Annotated in this window: 19 protein-coding genes and 1 pseudogene; 10 read left to right on the top strand and 10 right to left on the bottom strand. The window is 72.5% G+C overall.

The annotated features are described in order from the left end of the window. Positions 1-7 precede the first annotated feature (7 nt). Positions 8-688 (top strand): contact-dependent growth inhibition system immunity protein, encoded by a 681-nt coding sequence (locus V2W30_RS14470; protein ID WP_338696733.1) that lies wholly within the window; start codon positions 8-10, stop codon positions 686-688. On the opposite strand, the gene V2W30_RS14475 is transcribed toward V2W30_RS14470, so the two are convergent. From V2W30_RS14475 to V2W30_RS14490, 4 genes are all read right to left on the bottom strand, one after another. Further along, complete coding sequence (locus V2W30_RS14475) at positions 685-2295, bottom strand: thiamine pyrophosphate-binding protein (RefSeq protein ID WP_338696735.1); 1611 nt, start codon at positions 2293-2295, stop codon at positions 685-687. The two genes, V2W30_RS14470 and V2W30_RS14475, sit on opposite strands and share 4 nt — an antisense overlap. Positions 2296-2315: 20 nt before the next feature. Continuing rightward, positions 2316-3290 (bottom strand): agmatinase, encoded by a 975-nt coding sequence (speB, locus tag V2W30_RS14480; protein ID WP_338703604.1) that lies wholly within the window; start codon positions 3288-3290, stop codon positions 2316-2318. A gap of 64 nt (positions 3291-3354) precedes the next feature. Beyond that, the gene (locus V2W30_RS14485) at positions 3355-4179 is read right to left on the bottom strand and encodes a nitrilase-related carbon-nitrogen hydrolase (protein WP_338696737.1); all 825 of its coding nucleotides are present in this window, start codon (positions 4177-4179) and stop codon (positions 3355-3357) included. Next, entirely contained in the window at positions 4176-5648 is a 1473-nt protein-coding gene (locus V2W30_RS14490) for a purine-cytosine permease family protein (RefSeq protein ID WP_425244538.1), read from the bottom strand. Before V2W30_RS14490 ends, V2W30_RS14485 begins: the two co-directional genes overlap by 4 nt. Before the next feature lie 157 nt (positions 5649-5805). Here V2W30_RS14490 and V2W30_RS14495 point away from each other — a divergent pair, with 157 nt between their 5' ends. Further along, complete coding sequence (locus V2W30_RS14495; RefSeq protein WP_338696739.1) at positions 5806-7284, top strand: PucR family transcriptional regulator; 1479 nt, start codon at positions 5806-5808, stop codon at positions 7282-7284. 132 nt (positions 7285-7416) lie between these two features. Here the strand turns inward: V2W30_RS14495 and V2W30_RS14500 are convergent, their stop codons facing one another. Continuing rightward, a complete protein-coding gene (locus V2W30_RS14500; protein ID WP_338696741.1) occupies positions 7417-8442 on the bottom strand; it encodes a DMT family transporter in 1026 nt (341 codons plus the stop codon). Between the two features lie 102 nt (positions 8443-8544). After that, positions 8545-9167 (bottom strand): annotated as a pseudogene (locus V2W30_RS14505) (ArsR/SmtB family transcription factor). Between V2W30_RS14505 and V2W30_RS14510 the strand changes: the two are divergent. Together V2W30_RS14510 and V2W30_RS14515 are read left to right on the top strand one after the other, a co-directional pair. Beyond that, positions 9084-9419 carry a hypothetical protein gene (locus tag V2W30_RS14510; protein WP_338703944.1) on the top strand — a complete coding sequence of 112 codons (336 nt, stop codon included), beginning with the start codon at positions 9084-9086 and terminating at the stop codon, positions 9417-9419. The pseudogene V2W30_RS14505 and the gene V2W30_RS14510 sit on opposite strands and share 84 nt — an antisense overlap. Positions 9420-9525: 106 nt before the next feature. Beyond that, positions 9526-10329: a phosphatase gene (locus V2W30_RS14515; protein ID WP_338696743.1), complete on the top strand. Its 804-nt coding sequence runs from the start codon at positions 9526-9528 to the stop codon at positions 10327-10329. Positions 10330-10372: 43 nt separating this feature from the next. On the opposite strand, the gene V2W30_RS14520 is transcribed toward V2W30_RS14515, so the two are convergent. From V2W30_RS14520 to V2W30_RS14535, 4 genes are all read right to left on the bottom strand, one after another. Continuing rightward, the gene (locus tag V2W30_RS14520; protein WP_338696745.1) at positions 10373-11374 is read right to left on the bottom strand and encodes a cation diffusion facilitator family transporter; all 1002 of its coding nucleotides are present in this window, start codon (positions 11372-11374) and stop codon (positions 10373-10375) included. A gap of 54 nt (positions 11375-11428) precedes the next feature. Next, entirely contained in the window at positions 11429-12301 is an 873-nt protein-coding gene (locus tag V2W30_RS14525) for an acyl-CoA thioesterase II (protein WP_338696747.1), read from the bottom strand. Between the two features lie 47 nt (positions 12302-12348). Continuing rightward, complete coding sequence (locus V2W30_RS14530; RefSeq protein WP_338696749.1) at positions 12349-13506, bottom strand: acyl-CoA dehydrogenase family protein; 1158 nt, start codon at positions 13504-13506, stop codon at positions 12349-12351. A 146-nt stretch (positions 13507-13652) separates the two neighbouring features. Continuing rightward, entirely contained in the window at positions 13653-14243 is a 591-nt protein-coding gene (locus V2W30_RS14535; protein WP_338696751.1) for a TetR/AcrR family transcriptional regulator, read from the bottom strand. A gap of 96 nt (positions 14244-14339) precedes the next feature. On the opposite strand from V2W30_RS14535, the gene V2W30_RS14540 reads away from it, so the two are divergent. From V2W30_RS14540 to V2W30_RS14565, 6 genes are all read left to right on the top strand, one after another. Beyond that, positions 14340-15962, top strand: coding sequence for a carboxyl transferase domain-containing protein (locus V2W30_RS14540; RefSeq protein WP_338696753.1), 1623 nt, complete (start codon positions 14340-14342; stop codon positions 15960-15962). Positions 15963-16033: 71 nt separating this feature from the next. Then, positions 16034-17992, top strand: coding sequence for an acetyl/propionyl/methylcrotonyl-CoA carboxylase subunit alpha (locus V2W30_RS14545; RefSeq protein WP_338696755.1), 1959 nt, complete (start codon positions 16034-16036; stop codon positions 17990-17992). Beyond that, entirely contained in the window at positions 17989-18945 is a 957-nt protein-coding gene (locus tag V2W30_RS14550) for a hydroxymethylglutaryl-CoA lyase (RefSeq protein ID WP_338696757.1), read from the top strand. The genes V2W30_RS14545 and V2W30_RS14550 overlap by 4 nt, the downstream gene beginning before the upstream one ends. Positions 18946-18950: 5 nt before the next feature. Then, the gene (locus tag V2W30_RS14555) at positions 18951-20111 is read left to right on the top strand and encodes an acyl-CoA dehydrogenase family protein (protein ID WP_338696759.1); all 1161 of its coding nucleotides are present in this window, start codon (positions 18951-18953) and stop codon (positions 20109-20111) included. Positions 20112-20276: 165 nt separating this feature from the next. After that, the gene (locus V2W30_RS14560; protein WP_338703607.1) at positions 20277-21332 is read left to right on the top strand and encodes an ABC transporter substrate-binding protein; all 1056 of its coding nucleotides are present in this window, start codon (positions 20277-20279) and stop codon (positions 21330-21332) included. A gap of 4 nt (positions 21333-21336) precedes the next feature. Next, positions 21337-22224 carry a siderophore-interacting protein gene (locus tag V2W30_RS14565; protein ID WP_338696761.1) on the top strand — a complete coding sequence of 296 codons (888 nt, stop codon included), beginning with the start codon at positions 21337-21339 and terminating at the stop codon, positions 22222-22224. Positions 22225-22238 lie beyond the last annotated feature (14 nt).

Here is a 22238-nt window from a genome sequence, read left to right on the forward strand (position 1 = left end):
GTCCGTCATGCCGATGAGTCCCCTCGAACACGACCACCGCTACGGCGAGTTGGACCAGGTACTGCGTGCGTACGTGGGTCAGCCCGCCGACGACACGCAGGACAGGCCGAGCGTCGCCCTCACGGCGTACCTGCGCCACACCTGGCACACCCGCCCCTGGGCGCTGGCCGTCGCCGAGTCACAGGTGCGCGAGTACGCCCGCAACCCGCCGGGGCGCCTGCGCCTCAGGCTCGGCGAGTTCTACCCGGTACCCGATGTCGGACTGGCCGAGGACGGCGTCCAGGACTGGCTGTTCGTCCTCGCCGACCACATCAAGCGCGGTGTCGAGGAGGGCGAGGTGCCGCCACCGGCCGCTCCCGAGACCCACTGGGAGTGGCACGCCCGCTTCCCGGAGCTGGGCCAGTTCCTGGGGGGCTGGTTCTCCCAGGACATGCCGGACGAGTGCGACACCCATGACACGGCGATCGCCGACTACGTCGCCGGTACGCACCCGAGCCTCGTCGCCCGCCTCGCCGGGGAACTCGGCGAACTGCTCGCGCTCGACCTCGACGAGGCCGACTACGCCCAGGCGCTCGCGGAGTTGGGCATGGAGGTCGACCCGCCGGAGCCGTACGCGCCGAGCGGGTGGCTGGCGCTGGTCATGGCGCGGCTGAGCGGGCCCGCCGCGGTGTACGGGCCGCGCCCCTAGGCAGGCGGCCGTACCGGCAGGACCAGCACGGTCGGCCCGGCTGTCGCCAGTGCCGTCGTCAGGTCGTCGCGCAGCGCCTGCGGAGACGTTCGCGTCCCCGGGGCGCCGAAAGACGCGGCCAGGGCCACGAAGTCGGGTCGGCCATCGGGCGCCTCCCCCTCCGTGTCGTCGACGATCAGCCACGTGACGTGGAGCGATTCCTGTTTCGCCGTGGCCAGTTCGGCGATCGAGTAGAGCGCGGTCCCGGTATCGGACACCGCGAGGGCGGGCGTCGTCGGGTCGGCCACCGCCGCGCCGAGGGCCGCCGGGAATCCGTAGCCGGGGCCGCCCGCTCCCTGCGCCGAGTGCAGCGGGCCCGGCCAGGACGACCAGGCCGACGAGGTCAGGGAGGTCAGGTCCCAGAAGGACGGGGCGCGGGGCGGGAGCGCCTCGCGGATCGACGTCAACAATCCGTGGTTCAGGGCGTGTTCGGGGGCGCCGAGGCGTTCTCGTACGGTGGCGAGTGCCTCGGCGACGCGGCTCGGCGCGTTGTCGTCGGGGCGGGACTCGACCGTCTCCAGGAGGGCCTGGAGTGCGAGGCGCGCGTCCGCGTGGATGCCGAGGGCCGGGTGGTTGGCCTCCAGCTTGCCCGCGTCCGCCTCGACGTGGATGATGCGGCCGCGCGGCGTGAAGCTGTGGTGGTTCGAGGAGAGTTCCCCCAGGCCCGAGCCGATGACGAGGAGGACGTCCGCGTCCTCCAGGACGTCCATCACCCGGCGGTCGTCGAGGCAGGACCGGAGGGAGAGCGGGTGTTCCCAGGGGAACGCGCCCTTGCCGCCGAACGTGCAGACCACCGGCGCCGACACCTTCTCCGCCAGCGCGCGCAGCTTCCCGGCCGCGTCCGCGCGGACCACACCGCCACCCGCCACGATCACCGGACGCTCCGCGTGCGCGAGCACGTGTGCGGCGACGGCGGTGAGTTCGGGGCGCGGGACGAGTTCGTGCGGGGTCGCGTCGACCGCCGTGACGACCGGCAGGGAGGTCGGCGCGAGGAGCACGTCCTGCGGGATCTCCACGTACACCGGGCCGTGCGGCGCGCTCAGCGCCGACTCCCACGCCTCGGCGATCGCGGACGGGATCTGCGACTGCGTACGGACCGGGTGGACGGACTTCACCACGTCCCTGAACGCCGCCTGCTGGTCCCGGAGTTCATGCAGATAGCCGTGGCGGCCACCGCCGAGGCCCGCCACCGGCACCTGGCTCGCCACCACCAGGACCGGAGCCGAGGCGGCCGCCGCCTCCTGGAGCGCGGGCAGCGTCATCAGCGCGCCGGGGCCGGTCGAGACGAACAGCGGCGCGACCTCCCCGCTCACCCGCCCGTACGCGTCCGCCGCGAACCCGGCGCTCAGCTCGGTGCGCAGACCCACGTACCGGATCAGGTCGCAGCGGCGCAGCGCGTCGAAGAGGGCGAGCGCGTGCTGTCCCGGGAGGCCGAAGACGGTGGACGCGCCGAGACCCGCGAGGGTCTCCACGACCAGGTCGCCGCCGGTCCGCCCCGGCGGCGGGTTGAGTGCCGCCTCGATCTGCCGGGGCGTGGGGCTCAGGACGAGGTCGTGGTCGTGGGTCATCGGGCGTCTCTCCTCAAGGGTCAGGAGGCCGTACGGGACTCCGCGATCTGCCGCGACATGATCGTCGTCAGCTCGTACGCGGTGTGCGAGGCGGCGACCGCGGTGATCTCCGCGTGATCGTACGCGGGGGCCACCTCGACGACGTCCGCCGAGACCAGGTTGCACGAGGACAGGCCGCGCAGGATCTCCAGGAGCTCGCGGGACGTCATGCCGCCCGCCTCCGGGGTGCCCGTGCCCGGCGCGTGGGCCGGGTCGAGGCAGTCGATGTCGATGGAGATGTAGAGGGGCCGGTTCCCGATGCGCTGGCGCAGCTGGTCGGCGACCTCGTCGGCGCCGCGGCGGTAGATGTCCGCCGAGGTGACGATGCCGAAGCCCATCTTCTCGTCGTCGGTGAGGTCCTGCTTGCCGTAGAGCGGGCCGCGGGTGCCGACGTGGGAGAGGGCGGACGTGTCGAGGATGCCCTCCTCGACGGCGCGGCGGAACGGCGTGCCGTGCGTGTACTCGGCGCCGAAGTACGTGTCCCAGGTGTCGAGGTGCGCGTCGAAGTGGAGCAGCGCGACCGGGCCGTGCTTCTTCGCGACGGAGCGCAGCAGCGGCAGGGCGATGGTGTGGTCGCCGCCGAGGGTCATCATGCGGGCGCCGGTGCCGAGCAGGTCGTCGGCGGCGGCCTCGATGGTCTCGACGGCCTCGTTGATGTTGAACGGGTTCGCCGCGATGTCGCCCGCGTCGGCGACCTGCGCGAGCGCGAAGGGCGACGCGTCCTGTGCCGGGTTGTAGGGGCGCAGGAGGCGCGAGGCCTCGCGGATCGCGTTGCCGCCGAAGCGGGCGCCGGGGCGGTACGAGACGCCGGTGTCGAAGGGCACGCCCACGACGGCGACGTCCGCCGTGCCGACCTCGTCCAGGCGGGGCAGCCGGGCGAAGGTCGCGGGGCCCGCGTAGCGCGGGACGCGGGAGGAGTCGACCGGGCCGCGGGGTGTGGGGTGCTCGCTGGTCATGGCGTGCTTGCCTTTCACGTGAACTGGCGTACTGGCGGACGTACGGGGAGAGGGCGGTGCGGGATCAGGGTGCGTACAGCTCGGGGCGCCGGTCCCCGAACACGTCGTTGTGGTCGCCGAGCCGCTTGTCGCGGGCCTGCGCGAGATCGCAGGACGCGAGCAGCAGGACGGGCCCGTCGGTCGGCGTGTGCCCGGCGAGCGGGAAGCCGTCCGGGTCGACGATGACGGAGCCGCCGGTCCAGGCGACGCCGCGCTCGGCGCCGGCCCGGTCGCAGGCGGCGACGTACATGCGGTTGACGGCGGCGTCGGCCTGGACGCGGACGACCTCGCCGGGGCGTTCGCCGGCCGGGCGCGGGAACAGCGGCCAGTTGACGGGCGCGCACAGCAGCTCGGCCCCGTCGAGGGCCGCCCGCCGCACCCACTCGGGGAACTCGACGTCGTAGCAGACCATCACGCCGATCCGGCCGACGCCCTCGATGTCGACGACGGGCGGCGCCGCGTCACCGGGTACGAAGAAGTCCTTCTCGGTGCCGAAGAGGTGGGCCTTGCGGTAGACGGCGCGGACGGTGCCGGTCGGGTCGACGAGGACGGCGCTGTTGCGTACGAGGCCGTCGGCGTCGAGCTCCGCGAAGCCCGCCACCAGGGTGACGCCGTGCCGGCGCGCGGCGGCCGCCCAGGCGGTGACGGTGGGCCCGTCGACCGGCTCGGCGAGGGCCCGCGCCTCGGCGGCGTCCGCGAAGACGTAGCCGCTATTGGCGAGCTCGGGCAGCACGATCACGCGCGCCCCGGCACCGGCCGCGACGTCGATGGCCTCCTCGGCGGCGGCCAGGTTCGCGGCGACGTCACCGACCCCGAGGGCCAGCTGCGCACACGCCACGGTCGTCGTCATGCTCCGGCACCTTCCAGTTCCGCCTCGCTGGCCTCGACCGCCGCGCGCTCGGCGTCGAGGTCGATCCCGCGCGTCAGGACGTAGTACAGGATGCCTCCGACCAGCAGGCCGACCACGAACGAGATGTCGAATCCGCCGAGCGCCTCGGCCAGCGGGCCGGTGTAGAAGGACGTCGTGAAGAACGGCACCATCGCGGCGAACCCGACGACGTACGCGGTCAGGCCCTGCCAGGACCAGCGGCCGTAGATGCCCTTCGGGTCGAAGATCGCGGTGATGGCGTAGTGCCCGCGGCGCACCGCGTAGAAGTCGACCAGGTTGACCGCGGTCCACGGGATCAGGAAGTACAGCATCAGCAGGATGAAGTCGTTGAACGAGCCGAGGTAGTCCTCGGGCAGCAGCAGGGCCACGACCAGGACGGCCAGCTCGATCACGACGATGCCGGTGATGCGGGAGCGCACGGTGGGGCGCACGGGACGGAAGGCGTCCACCGCACTCGTCGTCGTGAGCATCGCGCCGTACGCGTTCACGGCCATGATCGTGATGAGCGCGAGGGCGGAGACGACGACGGCGAAGGTGCCGAAGCCGGGCAGGATGTCGTTGCCGACGGCGCGCAGGCTGTTGATCGCGTCCGGCGCCTTCATCGACGAGGCGAGCAGCGCGCCCAGCGACATCAGCCAGACCGCGGAGAGCGCGGCACCGGCGTACGTCCACCAGATGACCTTGCGGGCCGACACGTCGCGCGGCAGGTAGCGCGAGTAGTCGGAGACGTAGACGGCGTACGAGATCTGGTAGCCGGCGGCGCCGCAGAAGACAATCAGGAACGACGTCCAGGAGTGGCCCCCGGACGACGCGGCCACCTCGTGCGGGTGGAGCTGCACGAGCGCGCCGACGGTGATGACGCCGAAGACGACGATCAGTACGTACGTCAGCCAGCGCTGGACCAGGTGCAGCAGGTCGTGCCCGACGACGGCGAGGACGACCGCGACGGCGATGAGGATCGCGTACCAGGCGCGGGCCCCGCCGGGGAGCACGGTGGTCAGGCCCTGCGCGGCGAGGACGACGTTGAAGACGTTGAAGCCGATGTAGACGAAGACGACCGCCGCGAACGGGACGACCGCGCCGCGGATCCCGAACTGGGCGCGCGACTGGATCATCTGCGGCAGGCCCATGCGCGGGCCCTGGTTGGCGTGGAACGCCATGAAGAACGTGCCGAAGCAGGCGCCGAGCGCGACCGCCGCCACCGACCAGCCGAGGCTGAGTCCGAGGGAGGGGCCGATGAACCCGGTCACCATCGTGGTGAGCACGAAGTTGCCGGTGAACCAGAACGGGCCCTGGTGCCAGACCTTGCCGTGGCGCTCGCGCACCGGCACGTAGTCGATGGACCGGACCTCGATCAGGCCGCGCCCGCCCTCGGGTGCGTGGGCCACCGCTGTCTTGTCGGCTGTGTTGTCGGCCGCGGGAGCGCTCATCGCGGCTCCTCCCTCACTGCTGTACGGGCCACGGGACTGCGGAACCGCGGCAGACGGAACGTAGCCGCGGGTGAGCGACCGCTTCGATCGCCCTGAGGGCGAATCCTCGCGCACCCCCTGGACATCGCGTACAGCCGACGTGCCGGACACTGGACGCATGGCGCTGCTCCTGTCCGACCTGGTCGACCGTCCCGCACTGCATCTGTCCGTCGCCGCGTGCCCCGAGCACCTCGACCGGCCGGTGCTGGCCGCGCACGCCTCGGAGCTGGTGCGTCCCGGATCGTGGCTCCAGGGCGGCGAGCTCCTGATGACCATCGGGCTGCTGCTGCCGATGGACGTGGCGGCCTGTCGCGCGTACGTGGACGACGTGACGGCGGGCGGCGCGCACGCCCTGGCGCTCGGGCTCGGTCCTGAGCTTCCGTACCAGGAGGCGCCCGAGCCGCTGGTGACGGCGGCGCGCGAGGCGGGGCTTCCGCTGCTCACGGTCGGCGAGGAGGTGCCGTTCATCGCGGTGACGAAGGCGGTGTTCGCGGCGCAGGCCGCCGAGCAGCGGGCCGCCGTGGAGAGCGCCTTCGAGACCCAGCGGCGGCTGACCGCGGCCGCCGCGAGCGGGCAGGGGCTGACCCCGACCCTGGACGCGTGGACGTCCGCCACGGGCATCCGCGCCCAGGTCACCGACCCGCTGGGCCGCGTGATCGCCGGGGACCCGGCGGCGCCCGGCGGGGAGAGCACGGAGCTGATCCGCCGGGTCGCGGTCGGCGGCCTGCGCTCCAGCGCGGTCGCGCCGGGTCTGGAGGTGCAGCCGCTCGGCGCGCGCAGGCTGCGCGGCATGCTGGTGCTGGCCGGTGACCCGGGCCCGGACGCCCGCCTGCTCATCTCGGGTCTGGTGTCCCTGCTCTCCCTGGAGCTGGAGCGGCGCCACCTCGCCGACGAGCCCGAACGCCGCCGCAGGGCGGGCCTGCTGGGCCGTCTCCTCGACGCGGCGACCACCGCCGAGCAGGCCGCGGACCTGCTGGCGGGGGCGGGGCTCGCGGCCGACGCGGTGCGGGGCGTCGCCGTCGCCGCGCCGTCCGACGACGCCGCCCGGGAGATCGCCGCGGACCTGGCGCTCGCCGTGCCGGGCGGGCTCACCCGGACCCGCGGCGCGCTCGTCGAGGCGGTCGTCGGTGAGGGGCTCGACCTGGACGCGGTCCTCGCCCACTTCGCGCAGGGCTGCCCCGCGGGCATCGGCTCGGCGGTGCCGCCGGGTGCGGCCCGCACCTCGCTCAGGGAGGCCGGCGGCCTGCTGGAGCTGAGCCGCGCCGCGGGGCGGCCGGTCCGTGCCCGCAGCGACCGCGCCGGGGCGCTGCTCCTGGACCTCGGCGACCGCGCGACGCTCACCGGTTACGCGGACGCGCTGCTCGGCCCGCTCGACACGGCGGACCCCACCGGCGCGCTGGCGCTGACCCTGGCGACCTGGCTGGACACCGGAAGCTCCTGGGAGGAGACGGCCCGCCGCCTGGGCCTGCACCGGCACACCGTCCGCAACCGCCTGGACAAGATCGCCCAGCTCACGGGCCGCCGTCTCGACGACGGCGACGCCCGCTTCGACCTGTGGCTCGCGGTCCGCGCACGCCGGGCGGCGCGCCGCGCGTAAGCGACCTCAGGCGGTTGCGGACGGTGTGCCGGTTCAGGGGGTTCAGGCAGCTCAAGCAGCCCAGGGGGTTCAGACCGCTCAGGCGGTTCGGGCGGTTCAGGCAGCTCAAGCAGCCCAGGGGATTCAGGCAGCTCAGGCCGTGTGCGCGGGGGTCTCCGTCTCGCCCTCTGGCTCGCTCTTGCCCTCGCCCTCGCCTTCGCCCGCATCCTCCACCGCGACGCTCGGGACCGGTGCGGCGGCGGCTCGTGCCCGGGAGCGGGACACGGCAACGCCCGCCAGGCACAGCACACCGCCGAGCAGCGTCAGCCAGCCCGGCACCTCGTCGAGGAACAGCCAGCTCAGCAGGACGACGATCGCGGGGACGGCGTACGTCGTGGCGCCCATCTTCCCGGCGGGCGTACGGGCCAGGGCGTACGTCCACGTGGTGAAGGCGAGGGCGGTCGGTACGACGCCCAGGTAGATCATGTTGAGCGTCGCCGACATCGGGGCCCGGGACACCTCTCCGGCGAGCTGCCCGGCGAAGGGCAGGCAGACCGCGGTCCCGATGAGGCAGCTGAACATCGTCACCTGCAACGGGCTGCCGTACGACAGCGCGGGCTTCTGGGCGACCACGCCCGTCGCGTACGCCACCGCGGCGAGCAGGCAGAGCACGACGCCGAGCAGCGACGTCGACTCCTTCGCGTCGGAGGACCCGGCCGACATCGACAGGCCGACGACGACCGCTCCGGCGAACGACACCGCCATGCCCGCGACGAGCCGGGGCGGCAGCGCCTCCCCCAGGAGCCGGGCGGCGAGCAGGGCCATCAGGATCGGCCCGACGTTCACCAGGAGCGCCGCGGTCCCCGCGTCGACGAGCCGCTCGCCCCAGTTCAGCGCGACCATGTACCCGCCGAACCAGACCGCGCCGGAGACCACGATCCCGCGCCAGGCCCCGCGCGGCGGCAGCCCCTCGCGACGGATCAGCATCAGGACGCCGAGCACCACGGACGCGGCGAGCAGCCGGCCCAGGGCGAGCGCGCCCGGCGAGTAGGCGGCACCGGCGCTGCGGATGGAGACGAAGGCGGACGCCCAGGCGAACACCGTGAAACAGACGGCTCCGACCGTGAGCAGGCCGGGCGTGACGGCGCTCCGGGACGTGAGCGGGGTGCGTGTGGTCATGTGGGAAGCGTACGGAAAAAACATTTCGGCGTCCACCGAAATGAATGGCCGCAAGCCGGCAGCGGTACGGCCGGGGCGGTCACGCCGTCGACGGCATCCGGCTCAGCGCCACGCCTGCTCCGTCAGCCCGAGGAGGTCGTGCAGCGCGCGCTCCCCGTCGGCGGTCACCCGCAGCGCCCGGCCGGGGTCGCGCTCCACCCAGCCCCGCGACAGCGCGCGGGCGTACAGCCGGGCGCCCGCGAGCCCGCCGAGGTGGCGGCGGCGCTCCGTCCAGTCCATGCAGGAGCTCGCGAGCGGCCTGCGTCCGTGGGGGGTCAGGTCGACACCGACCCGCTCGAACCAGTCGCGCCCGGCGTCGGTGATCTCGAACACCCCGTCCGTACGCAGCAGTTCGCGCTCCTCCAGGGCGTCGGTCACGGCCATGCCGAGTCGCCCCGCGACATGGTCGTAGCAGACGCGGGCGCGGGCCAGCGGGTCCGGCGCGGCGACCACCGGCACGGTGTGCGCGGCGTCCCGGTCGGGGATCGCGTGCGAGGCGAGGGCGTCGACGAGGCGCGCGGTGCCGGTGTCCGCGATGCGCACGAGGCTGCGGCGCCCTCGCGCTCGGCGACGCACACCCCGGCGCTCACCAGGCGGGCCAGATGGCCGCTGACGGTGGACGGGGCGACCCCGGTGATCCGGCTCAGCTCACCGGCGGTCCAGGCCCGCCCTTCGAGCAGGGCCATGCAGATCGCGGCCCGCGTCTCGTCGGCGAACACCGCGGCCAGGGCGGCGAGACGGGCGGCGGGCGCGACGGCGTCGGCGGTGACCTCGGCACCCTCAGCGACGTCGGCAGCGGTGACCTCGGCACCCTCCGCGACGTCGGCAGCGGTATCAGGAGTGACGCCGGCGGCGGCGACGTCAGCAGGGGCGTCGGCAGCGGGATCGGCGGCGGTGTCGGGAGCAGCATCGGCAGACATGCCCCCAGCATGCCGTAAAAGTTCGGCCGACACCGAACCGTCGACGCCGCGGCCTGCCGCCGTACGCGGTCCACTCCTCGGAATCGATCACCGGCCCCCAGCGGCCCCCGGCACAATGGGACCCATGCCGATACCCGGGATCCCCAGCGACACTCCGACCCGCGCCGCCCTGATCGACCACCTCGTCCGTACCCGTATCGCGGGCGATGTGGCCACCCCCCGCGAGAACAACCTCTCCCACTACCGGAAGCTCGCGAACGGTGACCGGCACTTCTGGCTGGGTCTGGAGCTCGGCGACCGGTGGACCGACGAGCAGGACGTGCTCGCGGTCATGGCGGAGCGCTGCGGCGTCATCGACGACCCGGAGCACCGGTACGGCCAGGACACCATCGACCCGGAGCTGACGGTCGACGCCCTGGAGCGGATGGCGGCCCGGCTGCGCAAGGCGGCCGAGGGCCGGCAGAGCGTGCTGTTCGCGACGGGTCACCCGGGCGGGCTGCTCGACGTGCACCGCGCGACGGCGACCGCGCTGCGCGCCGCCGGCTGCGAGATCGTCGTGATCCCCGAGGGCCTCGCGACCGACGAGGGCATGGTCTTCCAGTTCGCGGACGTGGCGATGCTGGAGCGCGGCGCGACGCTGTGGCACACGCACTCCCCCGACCCGATGACCCGCATCCTCGACGGCCTGGAGCGCGAGGGCCGCCGGCTGCCCGATCTGGTCGTCGCCGACCACGGCTGGGCGGGCTGCGCGGCCCAGCGCGGTCTGGACTCCGTCGGGTACGCGGACTGCAACGACCCGGCGCTGTTCGTCGGCGAGGCCGAGGGCACCATGCAGGTGACCGTCCCGCTGGACGACCACGTGACGAGCCCGCGCCACTACGACCCGATGACGGCGTACCTGCTGGACGCGGCGGGACTGCTGGGCTAGGACCCGTCCGGGTCGCACCCGCGCGCGGGTGGGCGCACCGCCCTCACCACGGGTTCAGCCCCTCCGTACGGCGTTGGGCGAAACCGGGCGTCGGGTCCAGGTACACCCGCCGCACCGCGGGGAACCGCTCGCGGAGCCGCCGTGCGGCGTCCTCGCAGGCCCACTCGATCTGCGCGGCGGTCGAGGCGTCCCGGAAGTCCACCTTGGCCGCGACGAGCGCCTCGCGGGGCCCCTGCACCAGGGTCGTCAGTTCGAGCACGGCCTCGACGTGCTCGCCCTCGACCAGCAGGACGCGGATCTCGTCCCGCACCGACTTCGGCAGCGGCCGCCCGACGAGCAGTTCCGCGTTGGAGCGGCCGAGGACCCACGCCACCCACAGCAGCAGCGCGCCGATGCACAGCGACGCGATCCCGTCCCAGACCCCGGATCCGGTGAGCTGCCCGCCGAGCAGGCCGCCCGCGGCGAACAGGAGCCCGGCCAGTGCCGCGCTGTCCTCCAGGACGACGGCCTTCACGGCGGTGTCGGGCGTGTGCCGCAGATACGTACCCATGGGCGCCTTGGCGCGCGCCGCCTCCCCCCGCGCCTGCTTGACGGCGGTGCGCAGCGAGAAGCCCTCCAGCAGGAACGCGACGGCCAGCACGATGTACGACACCAGAGGGTCGCCGAGCTCCTCGCCCGCGACCAGGGTGTGGATCCCGTCGTACAGCGAGAAGACGGCGCCGCCGACGAACGTGGCCACCGCGGCGAGCAGCGCCCACACGTACCGCTCGCCCCCGTAGCCGAGCGGATGCTCCTCGTCGGCGGGCTTCTCGCTGCGCTTCAGTGAGGTGAGCAGCAGCAGTTCGGTGACGGTGTCGGCGAACGAGTGGGCGGCCTCGGAGAGCATCGCGCTGGAGCCGCTGATGACACCGGCGACGGCCTTCGCCAGGGCGATCCCCAGATTGGCGAGCGCGGCGACGATGACGGTGAAGACGCTCTCGCCACCCGCCTCGCCGTCGCCGCTCTCCTGCGCCGTCCCACCCGCACCGTCAGCCCGTACATCCATGTACGGGACGGTATGTCCGATCAGGGTGAAACGCGAATGCCGCCCGGGTGCGGCTCAGCGCGGTACGCGGACGACGCCCTCCTGGATCACGGTGATCGCGAGCCGCCCGTCCTGCGTGTAGATCCGGGCCTGCCCGAGCCCGCGGCCCCCGGCGGCGGACGGCGACTCCTGGTCGTAGAGCAGCCATTCGTCGGCGCGGAAGGGCCGGTGGAACCACATGGCGTGGTCGAGCGACGCGCCGACCACGTCGCCGACGGCCCAGCCGCCGCGCCCGTGCGCGAGCAGGACGGAGTCGAGCAGCGTCATGTCGGAGACGTACGTGGCGAGGCAGACGTGCAGCAGCGGGTCGTCCGCGAGCTTGCCGTTGGTGCGGAACCAGACCTGGGAGCGCGGCGGCTGCGGCTCGCCCACGAAGGCGAACGGCGGCGCGTCGGCGTACCGCAGGTCGACGGCCTCCCGGGCTTCGAGGAGCCGGTCGACGACCGTGCGGTCGACGAAGGCGTCCGCGTAGCGCGGCAGCATCTCGGCCGCGGTCGGCAGCGTCTCGGGGTCGGGCGCCGGCGGCATGTCGGCCTGGTGGTCGAGCCCTTCCTCGTACGTCTGGAAGGACGCGGAGAGGTGGAAGATCGGCTGACCGTGCTGGACGGCGACGACGCGGCGCGTGGTGAAGGAGCGCCCGTCGCGGATCCGGTCGACGGTGTAGACGATGGGCGCGCCCGGGTCCCCGGCCACGAGGAAGTACGCGTGGAGGGAGTGGGCGAGCCGGTCGGCCGGGACGGTGCGCCCGGCGGCGACCAGCGCCTGGGCCGCCACCTGTCCCCCGAAGACACGGGGGACGACGGCGGACCGGGACTGGCCGCGGAAGATGTCCTGCTCGATCTGCTCGAGGTCGAGCAGATCGAGCAGGGACTCAAGTGCCTGTTGCATAGGGACAGTTGTATCCGGCAGCTGTTCGGGGTGACAGGCGCGGCGGGTTACAGTCCCATGTTCTTCGCGATGATCGACTTCATGATCTCGCTGGTGCCGCCGTAGATGCGGTTGACGCGGTTGTCCGCGTACAGGCGGGCGATCGGGTACTCGTTCATGAAGCCGTAGCCGCCGTGCAGCTGGAGGCAGCGGTCGATGACGCGGTGCGCGACCTCGGTGCAGAACAGCTTCGCGGACGCGGCCTCGGCGGCCGTCAGCTCACCGGCGTCGAGGGCCTCCAGGGCGCGGTCGGCGACGGCCTCGGCGGCGTCCACCTCGGCCTGGCAGGCGGCCAGCTCGAACTTGGTGTTCTGGAAGGACGCGACCGGCTTGCCGAAGACGGTGCGCTCCTGGACGTAGCTCTTGGCGAACTGCACGGCGGCCTTGGCCTGCGCGTACGCGCCGTAGGCGATGCCCCAGCGCTCGGAGGCCAGGTTGACGCCGAGGTAGTGGAAGCCCTTGTTCTCCTCGCCGAGCAGGTCCTCGACGGGCACCTTCACGTCGACGAACGCCAGCTCGGCGGTGTCGGACGTGCGCAGGCCCAGCTTGTCGAGCTTGCGGCCGATCGAGTAGCCCTCGGACGTGGTGTCGACGGCGAAGAGCGAGATGCCGAAGCGGCGGTCCTCGGCGGTCGGCGCGGAGGTACGGGCGCAGACGATGACGCGGTCGGCGTGGACGCCGCCCGTGATGAAGGTCTTGGCGCCGTTGAGGACGTAGTGCGTGCCGTCCTCGGAGAGCTTCGCGGTGGTCTTCATGCCCGCGACGTCGGAGCCGGTGCCCGGCTCGGTCATCGCGAGGGCCCACATCTCCTCGCCGGCCACGAACTTCGGGAGGTAGCGCTTCTTCTGCTCGTCGGTGGCGAGCATCTTGATGTACGGGAGCGCGAGCAGGACGTGGACGCCCGAGCCGCCGAAGGAGACGCCCGCGCGGGCGGTCTCCTCGTACTGGATGGCCTCGAACTTGTGGGTGTCCAGGCCGGCGCCGTCGAACTCCTCCGGGACGTTGATCCCGAAGAGGCCGAGCTCGGCCATCTTGCCGTAGAGCTCGCGCGGCACGATGCCCTGCTGGAACCACTCGTCGTAGTGGGGGACGACCTCGGCCTCGATGAAGGCGCGCAGGGTCTCCCGGAACGCCTCGTGGTCCTCATTGAAAACGGTACGGCGCACGGAGAACTCTCCCTCTATGACGAGACCTACTACGAGACCTGCTGCGAGATCTGTGACAAGACCCAGGACTAAGCGCTTGCTCAGCAAAGGTTACCGGTCGGTCATGTGACCGTCCAGAGATGCAGATCACTCTGCGGCGATACAGATCACTCTGCGGCAGCGGCGAACGCTCCGCGCGCCAGCTTGTGCAGCATCCCGGCCGTCGCGCTCCGCCCGGGGAGCGAGCCGGGGCGGCTCAGGTGCGGCGTGGAGTTCAGCAGCCCGAAGACCGCGTGCACGGCCACGCGCGCGTGCGGCTCGGCGAGGTCGGGATAGACCTTCTGCACGGCCTGCACCCACAGCTCGACGTACTGGCGCTGCAACTGGCGCACCAGCTTGCGGTCACTGTCGCGCAGCCGGTCGAGCTCGCGGTCGTGCAGCGTGATCAGGTCGCGGTCGTCGAGCGCGAAGTCGATGTGCCCCTCGATGAGCGAGTCGAGCAGCGCCTCGGGGCCGTGCTCGGACTCGGCCACCCGGCGCTTGCCGCCGGTCAGCAGCTGACCGCTGATGCCGACGAGCAGCTCGGCGAGCATCGCGTCCTTGCCGGCGAAGTGCCGGTAGAGCCCAGGGCCGCTGATGCCGACCGCGGCTCCTATCTCGTCGACCCCCACGCCGTGGAAACCACGCTCGGCGAAGAGCCGGGCGGCCTCCCTGAGGATCTGCTCGCGGCGGGTGGGGGCGTCGGTTCTGGTGGCCATGGAAGCAATTCTAGACAGCGAGGTTAGCGAGCGTTAACCTGAAGGAAATCTGTTAACGCTCATTAACTGCTCATGATCTGAGTGAGGGGCCGCGGGATGCAGGACGCACCGGAGCTGACGAGCGCGGCGGACCCCGCGTCGGACGCCTGGCGGGCCAACGAGGCGGCGCACCGCGCGCTGGGCGAGGAGCTGCGGGCCAAGCTCGCGGCGGCCCGGCTGGGCGGCGGCGACCGGGCCAGGGCGCGGCACACCGCGCGCGGCAAGCTGCTGCCCCGCGACCGCGTCGACCAGCTGCTCGACCCGGGTTCCCCGTTCCTGGAGCTGGCCCCGCTCGCGGCGGACGGCATGTACGAGGGGCAGGCGCCGGCCGCGGGTGTCATCGCGGGGATCGGCCGGGTCAGCGGGCGTACGTGCGTGATCGTGGCCAACGACGCCACGGTCAAGGGCGGCACGTACTACCCGATGACCGTGAAGAAGCACCTGCGCGCCCAGGAGGTCGCGCTGGAGAACCGGCTGCCGTGCGTCTACCTGGTGGACTCGGGCGGCGCGTTCCTGCCGATGCAGGACGACGTCTTCCCGGACCGCGAGCACTTCGGGCGGATCTTCTACAACCAGGCGCGGATGTCCGGCGCGGGCATCCCGCAGATCGCGGCGGTGCTCGGCTCGTGCACGGCGGGCGGCGCGTACGTCCCGGCGATGAGCGACGAGGCCGTGATCGTCCGCAATCAGGGCACGATCTTCCTCGGCGGTCCGCCGCTGGTGAAGGCGGCCACCGGAGAGGTGGTGACGGCGGAGGAGCTGGGCGGCGGCGAGGTCCACGCACGCGTCTCGGGCGTCACCGACCACCTCGCCGAGGACGACGCGCACGCGCTGCGCATCGTCCGCACGATCGTCTCCACGCTGCCGGAGCGCGGCCCGCTGCCGTGGGCGGTGAAGGCCGCGATCGAGCCGAAGGTGGACCCGGCGGGTCTGTACGGCGCGGTGCCCGTCGACTCGCGCACCCCGTACGACGTCCGCGAGGTCATCGCCCGTGTCGTCGACGGCTCGCGCTTCGCGGAGTTCAAGGCCGAGTTCGGGCAGACGCTGATCACGGGCTTCGCGCGAATCCACGGCCACCCGGTCGGCATCGTCGCGAACAACGGCATCCTGTTCTCCGAATCCGCCCAGAAGGGCGCCCACTTCATCGAGCTGTGCGACCAGCGCGGCATCCCGCTGCTGTTCCTCCAGAACATCTCGGGCTTCATGGTGGGCCGTGACTACGAGGCGGGCGGGATCGCCAAGCACGGCGCCAAGATGGTCACGGCGGTGGCCTGCACGCGCGTGCCGAAGCTGACGGTCGTGATCGGCGGCTCGTACGGCGCCGGCAACTACTCGATGTGCGGGCGGGCCTACAGCCCCCGCTTCCTGTGGATGTGGCCCGGCGCCAAGATCTCGGTCATGGGCGGCGAACAGGCCGCGTCGGTCCTCGCGACCGTGAAGCGCGACCAGATGGAGGCGCGCGGCGAGGAGTGGGCGGCCGAGGACGAGGACGCCTTCAAGGCGCCGATCCGCGCCCAGTACGAGACCCAGGGCAGCGCCTACTACGCGACCGCCCGACTCTGGGACGACGGTGTGATCGACCCGCTGGAGACCCGTCAGGTCGTCGGCCTGGCCCTGACCGCCTGCGCCCACGCGCCGCTCCCGGAGAAGTCCGGCGGCTTCGGCGTCTTCCGGATGTGACGGCCATGACGACGTCCCCGACACCTTCCGGAACTCCTTCCACGACGACTTCTCCTGCGAGGGGAACGACCTTGTTCGAGACCGTACTTGTGGCGAACCGGGGCGAGATCGCCGTCCGCGTCATCCGCACGCTGCGGGCGCTCGGCATCCGCTCGGTCGCCGTCCACAGCGACGCCGACGCGGACGCCCGGCACGTGCGCGAGGCCGACGAGGCCGTACGGATCGGACCGCCCCCGGCCGCCGAGAGCTATCTGTCCGTGGAGCGCATCCTGGAGGCGGCCGCCGCGACGGGCGCGCAGGCGGTGCACCCGGGCTACGGCTTCCTCGCGGAGAACGCGGGCTTCGCGCGGGCCTGCGAGGAGGCCGGCCTGGCCTTCATCGGCCCGTCCGCCGACGCCATCGCCCTCATGGGCGACAAGATCCGCGCCAAGGAGACGGTCGGCGCGGCCGGGGTGCCGATCGTCCCGGGCGGCCGCGATCCGGAACTGGCTGAGGCGGCCCGTGAGTTGGGCGCCCCCGTCCTCCTGAAGCCGTCCGCGGGCGGTGGCGGCAAGGGCATGCGCCTGGTGCGCGACCTGACCGTCCTGGAGGACGAGATCGCGGCCGCGCGGCGCGAGGCGCGGGCCTCGTTCGGCGACGACACGCTCCTCGTGGAGCGCTGGATCGACCGCCCCCGGCACATCGAGATCCAGGTCCTCGCGGACGCGCACGGCAACGTGGTGCACCTCGGTGAGCGCGAGTGCTCCCTCCAGCGGCGCCACCAGAAGATCATCGAGGAGGCCCCGAGCGTCCTGCTCGACGAGGCCACCCGCGCGGCGATGGGCGCGGCGGCCGTTGAGGCGGCCCGCTCGTGCGGGTACCGGGGCGCGGGCACGGTGGAGTTCATCGTGCCGGGCGACGACCCGTCCGCGTACTGCTTCATGGAGATGAACACGCGCCTCCAGGTCGAGCACCCGGTGACCGAGCTGATCACCGGCCTGGACCTGGTGGAGTGGCAGGTCCGTGTGGCGGCGGGCGAGCGGCTCCCGTTCACCCAGGCCGACATCACGCTCACCGGCCACGCGGTCGAGGCCCGCCTGTGCGCCGAGACCGTGTCCGTCCGGGAGGGCGCCCGCGGGTTCCTGCCGTCGGGCGGCACGATCCTCGCCCTGCACGAACCCGAGGGCGACGGCGTGCGCACCGACTCGGGCCTCACCGAGGGCACGGAGGTCTCGTCCCTGTACGACCCGATGCTCGCGAAGGTCATCGCGTACGGCCCCGACCGGGACACGGCGCTGCGCAGGCTGCGGGCCGCGCTCGCCCGCACGGTGACCCTCGGCGTCCCGACGAACGCCGGGTTCCTGCGCCGCCTGCTGGCCCATCCTGCGGTCGTGGCGGGCGAGTTGGACACCGGGCTCGTGGAGCGGGCGGTGGACGACCTGGTCGAGACGGAGGTCCCGCCGGAGGTGTACGCGGCGGCCGGCGTGCTGCGCCAGCGGTCCCTGGCACCGGCTCAGGACGGCTGGGTGGATCCGTTCGCCCGGCCCACCGCGTGGCGGCTCGGCGGCGAACCGGCGTGGACGGTGCACCACGTACGGGTCCCGGGTCACGACCCCGTCGAGGTCAGGGTGCGCGGCACCGAGGTCCTGGTCGACGGCGCCCCCACGGTCCCCGCCCGTCTCACCGCGTCGGCCGGCGACTGGCTGGCCCGCGACGGCGACGCCTGGCACGTCCAGGACCACGATCCGGTGGCGGCGAGCCTGACCGGCGCGGGTTCCGGCGGCGCGGGCTCCCTGACCGCCCCGATGCCCGGCACGGTCACGGTCGTGAAGGTGGCGGTGGGCGACGAAGTGAGCGCGGGCCAGAGCCTGTTGGTGGTGGAGGCGATGAAGATGGAGCACGTGATCGCGGCGCCGCACGCGGGCGTGGTGACGGAGCTCGATGTGTCCGCGGGCACGACGGTCGCCATGGACCAGGTGCTGGCCGTGGTGTCCGAGGAGGGCGCCTCGCCGCAGGCGCCGGTGTCCGAGGCCGAGGAGGCCCGGCGATGACTTCGGACCTGCCCATGGTCGTCCCCGCCCCGGGCCTGCCCACCCGGGTGCGCATCCACGAGGTGGGCGCCCGTGACGGCCTCCAGAACGAGAAGACGGCCCTGCCCACGGAGGTGAAGGCGGAGTTCGTCCACCGCCTGGCGCGGGCCGGTCTGACGACCATCGAGGCGACGAGCTTCGTCCACCCCAAGTGGGTCCCCCAACTGGCGGACGCGGAGGCCCTGTTCCCCCTCCTCCAGGACATCGAGGGCGTCCACCTCCCCGTCCTCGTACCGAACGAACGCGGTCTCGACCGGGCCCTGGCGCTCGGCGCGACCCGTATCGCCGTGTTCGCCAGCGCCACCGAATCGTTCGCGAAGGCCAACCTGAACCGCACGGTGGCCGAGTCCCTCGCGATGTTCGAACCGGTCGTGGCACGGGCCAAGGAGGCAGGCGCCCAGGTCCGCGGCTATCTCTCGATGTGCTTCGGCGACCCCTGGGAGGGGCCCGTCCCCGTGCACCAGGTCGTGGCGGTCGCCACGGCCCTCAGGGACATGGGCTGCGACGAGCTGAGCCTCGGCGACACGATCGGCGTGGCCACGCCGGGCCACGTCCAGGCGTTGCTCGCGCGACTCAACGAGGAGGGCGTGCCGACGCACACGATCGGTGTGCACTTCCACGACACGTACGGCCAGGCGCTCGCCAACACCCTCGCCGCGCTCCAGCACGGCGTGACCACCGTCGACGCGTCCGCCGGAGGTCTCGGCGGCTGCCCGTACGCGAAGAGCGCCACCGGCAATCTCGCCACCGAAGACCTCGTCTGGATGCTGCACGGACTCGGCATCGAGACCGGGGTCGACCTCGGCCGTCTCACCGCCACCAGCGCGTGGATGGCCGGCCACCTGGGCCGACCCAGCCCGTCCCGCACCGTTCGCGCCCTCGTACCCGAGGCACAGTCCCCGCAGGAGCAGTGAGACAGATGGATCACCACCTCTCCCCCGAGCACGAGGAACTCCGGCGCACCGTCGAGGAGTTCGCGCACGACGTCGTCGCGCCGAAGATCGGGGACTTCTACGAGCGGCACGAGTTCCCGTACGAGATCGTGCGCGAGATGGGCCGGATGGGCCTGTTCGGGCTGCCGTTCCCCGAGGAGTACGGCGGCATGGGCGGCGACTACCTGGCGCTGGGCATCGCGCTGGAGGAGCTGGCGCGGGTCGACTCGTCGGTCGCGATCACCCTGGAGGCCGGGGTGTCTCTCGGCGCCATGCCGCTGCACCTGTTCGGCACGCGGGAGCAGAAGCGGCAGTGGCTGCCGAAGCTGTGCTCGGGCGAGGTCCTGGGCGCCTTCGGGCTGACCGAGCCGGAGGCGGGTTCGGACGCGGGTGGCACCCGCACGACGGCGGTCCGCGACGAGACGACCGGCGACTGGGTCATCAACGGCACGAAGTGCTTCATCACCAACTCGGGTACGGACATCACGGGGTTGGTGACGGTCACGGCCGTGACCGGCCGCACGGCCGACGGCAAGCCGCTGATCTCCTCGATCATCGTCCCCTCCGGCACGCCCGGGTTCACCGTCGCGGCACCGTACTCGAAGGTGGGGTGGAACGCGTCGGACACCCGTGAGCTCCACTTCGACGACGTACGGGTGCCCGCCGCGAACCTCCTCGGCACCGAGGGCCGCGGCTTCGCCCAGTTCCTGCGGATCCTCGACGAGGGGCGTGTCGCGATCTCGGCGCTCGCGACCGGTCTGGCGCAGGGCTGCGTCGACGAGTCGGTGAAGTACGCCAAGCAGCGCAAGGCCTTCGGGCGGAACATCGGCGGGTACCAGGCCATCCAGTTCAAGATCGCCGACATGGAGATGAAGGCGTACACGGCGCGGCTCGCCTGGCGGGACGCGGCGTCGCGGCTGGTGTCCGGCGAGCCGTTCAAGAAGGAGGCCGCGCTCGCGAAGCTGTACTCGTCGACGGTCGCGGTGGACAACGCCCGCGAGGCCACGCAGATCCACGGCGGCTACGGCTTCATGAACGAGTACCCGGTGGCCCGTATGTGGCGGGACTCCAAGATCCTGGAGATCGGGGAGGGCACGAGCGAGGTGCAGCGGATGCTGATCGCCCGGGAGCTGGGGCTCACGTCGTAGCCCCGTGCCCTTGCGGCGGTTGAGGAGCGGGGTCCGGGGCAGCGCCTCGTGACGGAGGGGGCGCACGGGACCCCGCCCCCTGGACAGCTCAGAAACTTAGGTTAACCTACCCTCAGTTTCATGACCCTGTCCGGCCGGTCCGGCACGTCCGAAAGCAGCCCCCTGATGCCCAACGCCCGCCTGTCCCGCCCCTCCCGCCGCGGCATCCTGGCCGCCGGTGGCGCCCTCGGCCTCGGTGTCGCGCTCGCCGCCTGCGGCAACGACGACGGTTCGAAAGACAGCGGTTCGGGCTCCACGGCGAAGGCCGACAAGTCCGGCCCCTGGTCGTTCAAGGACGACCGCGGCACGACCGTGAAGCTGGACAAGGTCCCGGCGAACATCGTCGCCTTCACCGGCGTCGGCGCGGCGCTCTACGACTACGGCGTGCAGGTCAAGGGCGTCTTCGGCCCCACCACGGTCAAGGGCGGCAAGCCCGACGTGCAGGCCGGCGACATGGACGTCTCCAAGGTCACCGTCATCGGCAACGAGTGGGGCCAGTTCAACATCGAGAAGTACGCGAGCCTCGCGCCCGACGTCCTGATCACCACGATGTTCGACGACGCGGGCACCCTCTGGTACGTCCCGGAGGAGTCCGCGAAGAAGATCGCGAAGCTCGCCCCGAGCGTCGGGATCTCCGTGTTCGACCGCCAGTTGACCCAGCCGCTGGAGCGTATGTACGCGCTGGCCGAGTCGCTCGGCGCCGACCTGAAGGCCGACAAGGTCGTCGCGGCGAAGAAGCGTTTCGAGACCGCCGCGGCCCGGCTGCGCAAGGCCGCCAAGGCCCACCCCGACATCAAGGTGATGGCCGGTTCCGCGAGCGCCGACATCTTCTACGTGTCCGGCACGGACCTCTCCATCGACCTGGAGTACTTCAAGGCCCTCGGCGTGAACTTCGTGGAGCCCACGGAGGCCGCGAAGAAGGCGTCCGGCGGCTGGTTCGAGAACCTGAGCTGGGAGAACGTCGACAAGCACCAGGCCGACATCATCATGATGGACGACCGTGCCCAGGCCCTCCAGCCGGACGCCCTCAAGGGCGAGAAGCCGACCTGGGACAAGCTGCCCGCCGTCAAGGCCGGCCAGGTCATCGCCCGCTCCCCCGAGCCGATCCTGTCCTACGACAAGTGCGCCCCGCTCCTGGAGAACCTCGCCGAGGCCATCGAGAACGCGAAGAAGGTGTCGTAACCCCATGACCGCGACGACCGAAGCCCCCGCGGCGACCCCTTACAGGATGTTCGACTTCTTCGATCTGGAAGTGGTCCGCACGCGGCGGCTCGGGCCGTCGCTCCTGAGGGTCACGTTCACGGGTCCCGAACTCGCCGACTTCCACGGCGGCGGCCGGGACCAGTCCCTGTCCCTCTTCCTGCCGCACCCCGGACAGCAGGCCCCCGTCCTGCCGACGCCCGAGCCCGGCGACGACGGCCGCGCCTGGCACGCGGCGTACCGGGCGATCCCGAACGACGAGCGCGCGATCATGCGCTCGTACACGCTCAGCGGCCAGCGGCGGCACCCCGCGCAGGAGGTCGACATCGACTTCGTGCTGCACGGTACCGACGCGGACGACACCGTCGCGGCCGGCCCCGCCTGCCGCTGGGCGCGGGCCGCGCGGCCCGGCGACAAGGTCGTCGTGCTCGGCCCGGCGGCCACCGACAACACCGCGGTGCGCTGCCGTCCCCACGACGACTTCGACCACATCCTGATGTGGGGCGACGAGACGGCGCTGCCCGCCGCGCTCGGCGTGCTCGCGTGGCTGCCCGCGTCGGTGTCGGCGCACGTGTGGCTGGAGGTCCCGCACCGGGCCGACATCCAGCCGATCCGCACCGCGGCCCGGCTGACGGTGCACTGGCTGGTCCGCGACGAGGACGCGCCGAGCGCGCTCCAAGCGGTCCGCGACACCCGGCTCCACGACGCGGCTCGCCCGTACGCCTGGCTGGCGGGCGAGTCCGGGACGATGAAGGAGCTGCGCCGCCATCTCGTGCGGGAGCGCGGCTACGACAAGCGGGCGGTGACGTTCGTCGGCTACTGGAAGCGCGGGCTGAGCGAGGACGCGCTGCGGGAGGAGCCCGCCGACGCGTAACTCCCTTTCCACTC

It is taken from the genome of Streptomyces sp. Q6 (assembly GCF_036967205.1).
In the GTDB taxonomy this organism is placed as follows: Bacteria; Actinomycetota; Actinomycetes; order Streptomycetales; family Streptomycetaceae; genus Streptomyces; species Streptomyces citrinus.

Coding starts and splice junctions, on each gene's coding strand:
- V2W30_RS14475 (WP_338696735.1), bottom strand. CDS start 2,295: ATGACCCACGACCACGACCTCGTCCTGAGCCCCACGCCCCGGCAGATC.
- V2W30_RS14540 (WP_338696753.1), top strand. CDS start 14,340: ATGCAGGACGCACCGGAGCTGACGAGCGCGGCGGACCCCGCGTCGGAC.
- V2W30_RS14520 (WP_338696745.1), bottom strand. CDS start 11,374: ATGGATGTACGGGCTGACGGTGCGGGTGGGACGGCGCAGGAGAGCGGC.
- V2W30_RS14560 (WP_338703607.1), top strand. CDS start 20,277: ATGCCCAACGCCCGCCTGTCCCGCCCCTCCCGCCGCGGCATCCTGGCC.
- V2W30_RS14470 (WP_338696733.1), top strand. CDS start 8: ATGCCGATGAGTCCCCTCGAACACGACCACCGCTACGGCGAGTTGGAC.
- speB (WP_338703604.1), bottom strand. CDS start 3,290: ATGACCAGCGAGCACCCCACACCCCGCGGCCCGGTCGACTCCTCCCGC.
- V2W30_RS14485 (WP_338696737.1), bottom strand. CDS start 4,179: ATGACGACGACCGTGGCGTGTGCGCAGCTGGCCCTCGGGGTCGGTGAC.
- V2W30_RS14515 (WP_338696743.1), top strand. CDS start 9,526: ATGCCGATACCCGGGATCCCCAGCGACACTCCGACCCGCGCCGCCCTG.
- V2W30_RS14535 (WP_338696751.1), bottom strand. CDS start 14,243: ATGGCCACCAGAACCGACGCCCCCACCCGCCGCGAGCAGATCCTCAGG.
- V2W30_RS14500 (WP_338696741.1), bottom strand. CDS start 8,442: ATGACCACACGCACCCCGCTCACGTCCCGGAGCGCCGTCACGCCCGGC.
- V2W30_RS14565 (WP_338696761.1), top strand. CDS start 21,337: ATGACCGCGACGACCGAAGCCCCCGCGGCGACCCCTTACAGGATGTTC.
- V2W30_RS14550 (WP_338696757.1), top strand. CDS start 17,989: ATGACTTCGGACCTGCCCATGGTCGTCCCCGCCCCGGGCCTGCCCACC.
- V2W30_RS14490 (WP_425244538.1), bottom strand. CDS start 5,648: ATGAGCGCTCCCGCGGCCGACAACACAGCCGACAAGACAGCGGTGGCC.
- V2W30_RS14555 (WP_338696759.1), top strand. CDS start 18,951: ATGGATCACCACCTCTCCCCCGAGCACGAGGAACTCCGGCGCACCGTC.
- V2W30_RS14525 (WP_338696747.1), bottom strand. CDS start 12,301: ATGCAACAGGCACTTGAGTCCCTGCTCGATCTGCTCGACCTCGAGCAG.
- V2W30_RS14510 (WP_338703944.1), top strand. CDS start 9,084: ATGGCCGCTGACGGTGGACGGGGCGACCCCGGTGATCCGGCTCAGCTC.
- V2W30_RS14495 (WP_338696739.1), top strand. CDS start 5,806: ATGGCGCTGCTCCTGTCCGACCTGGTCGACCGTCCCGCACTGCATCTG.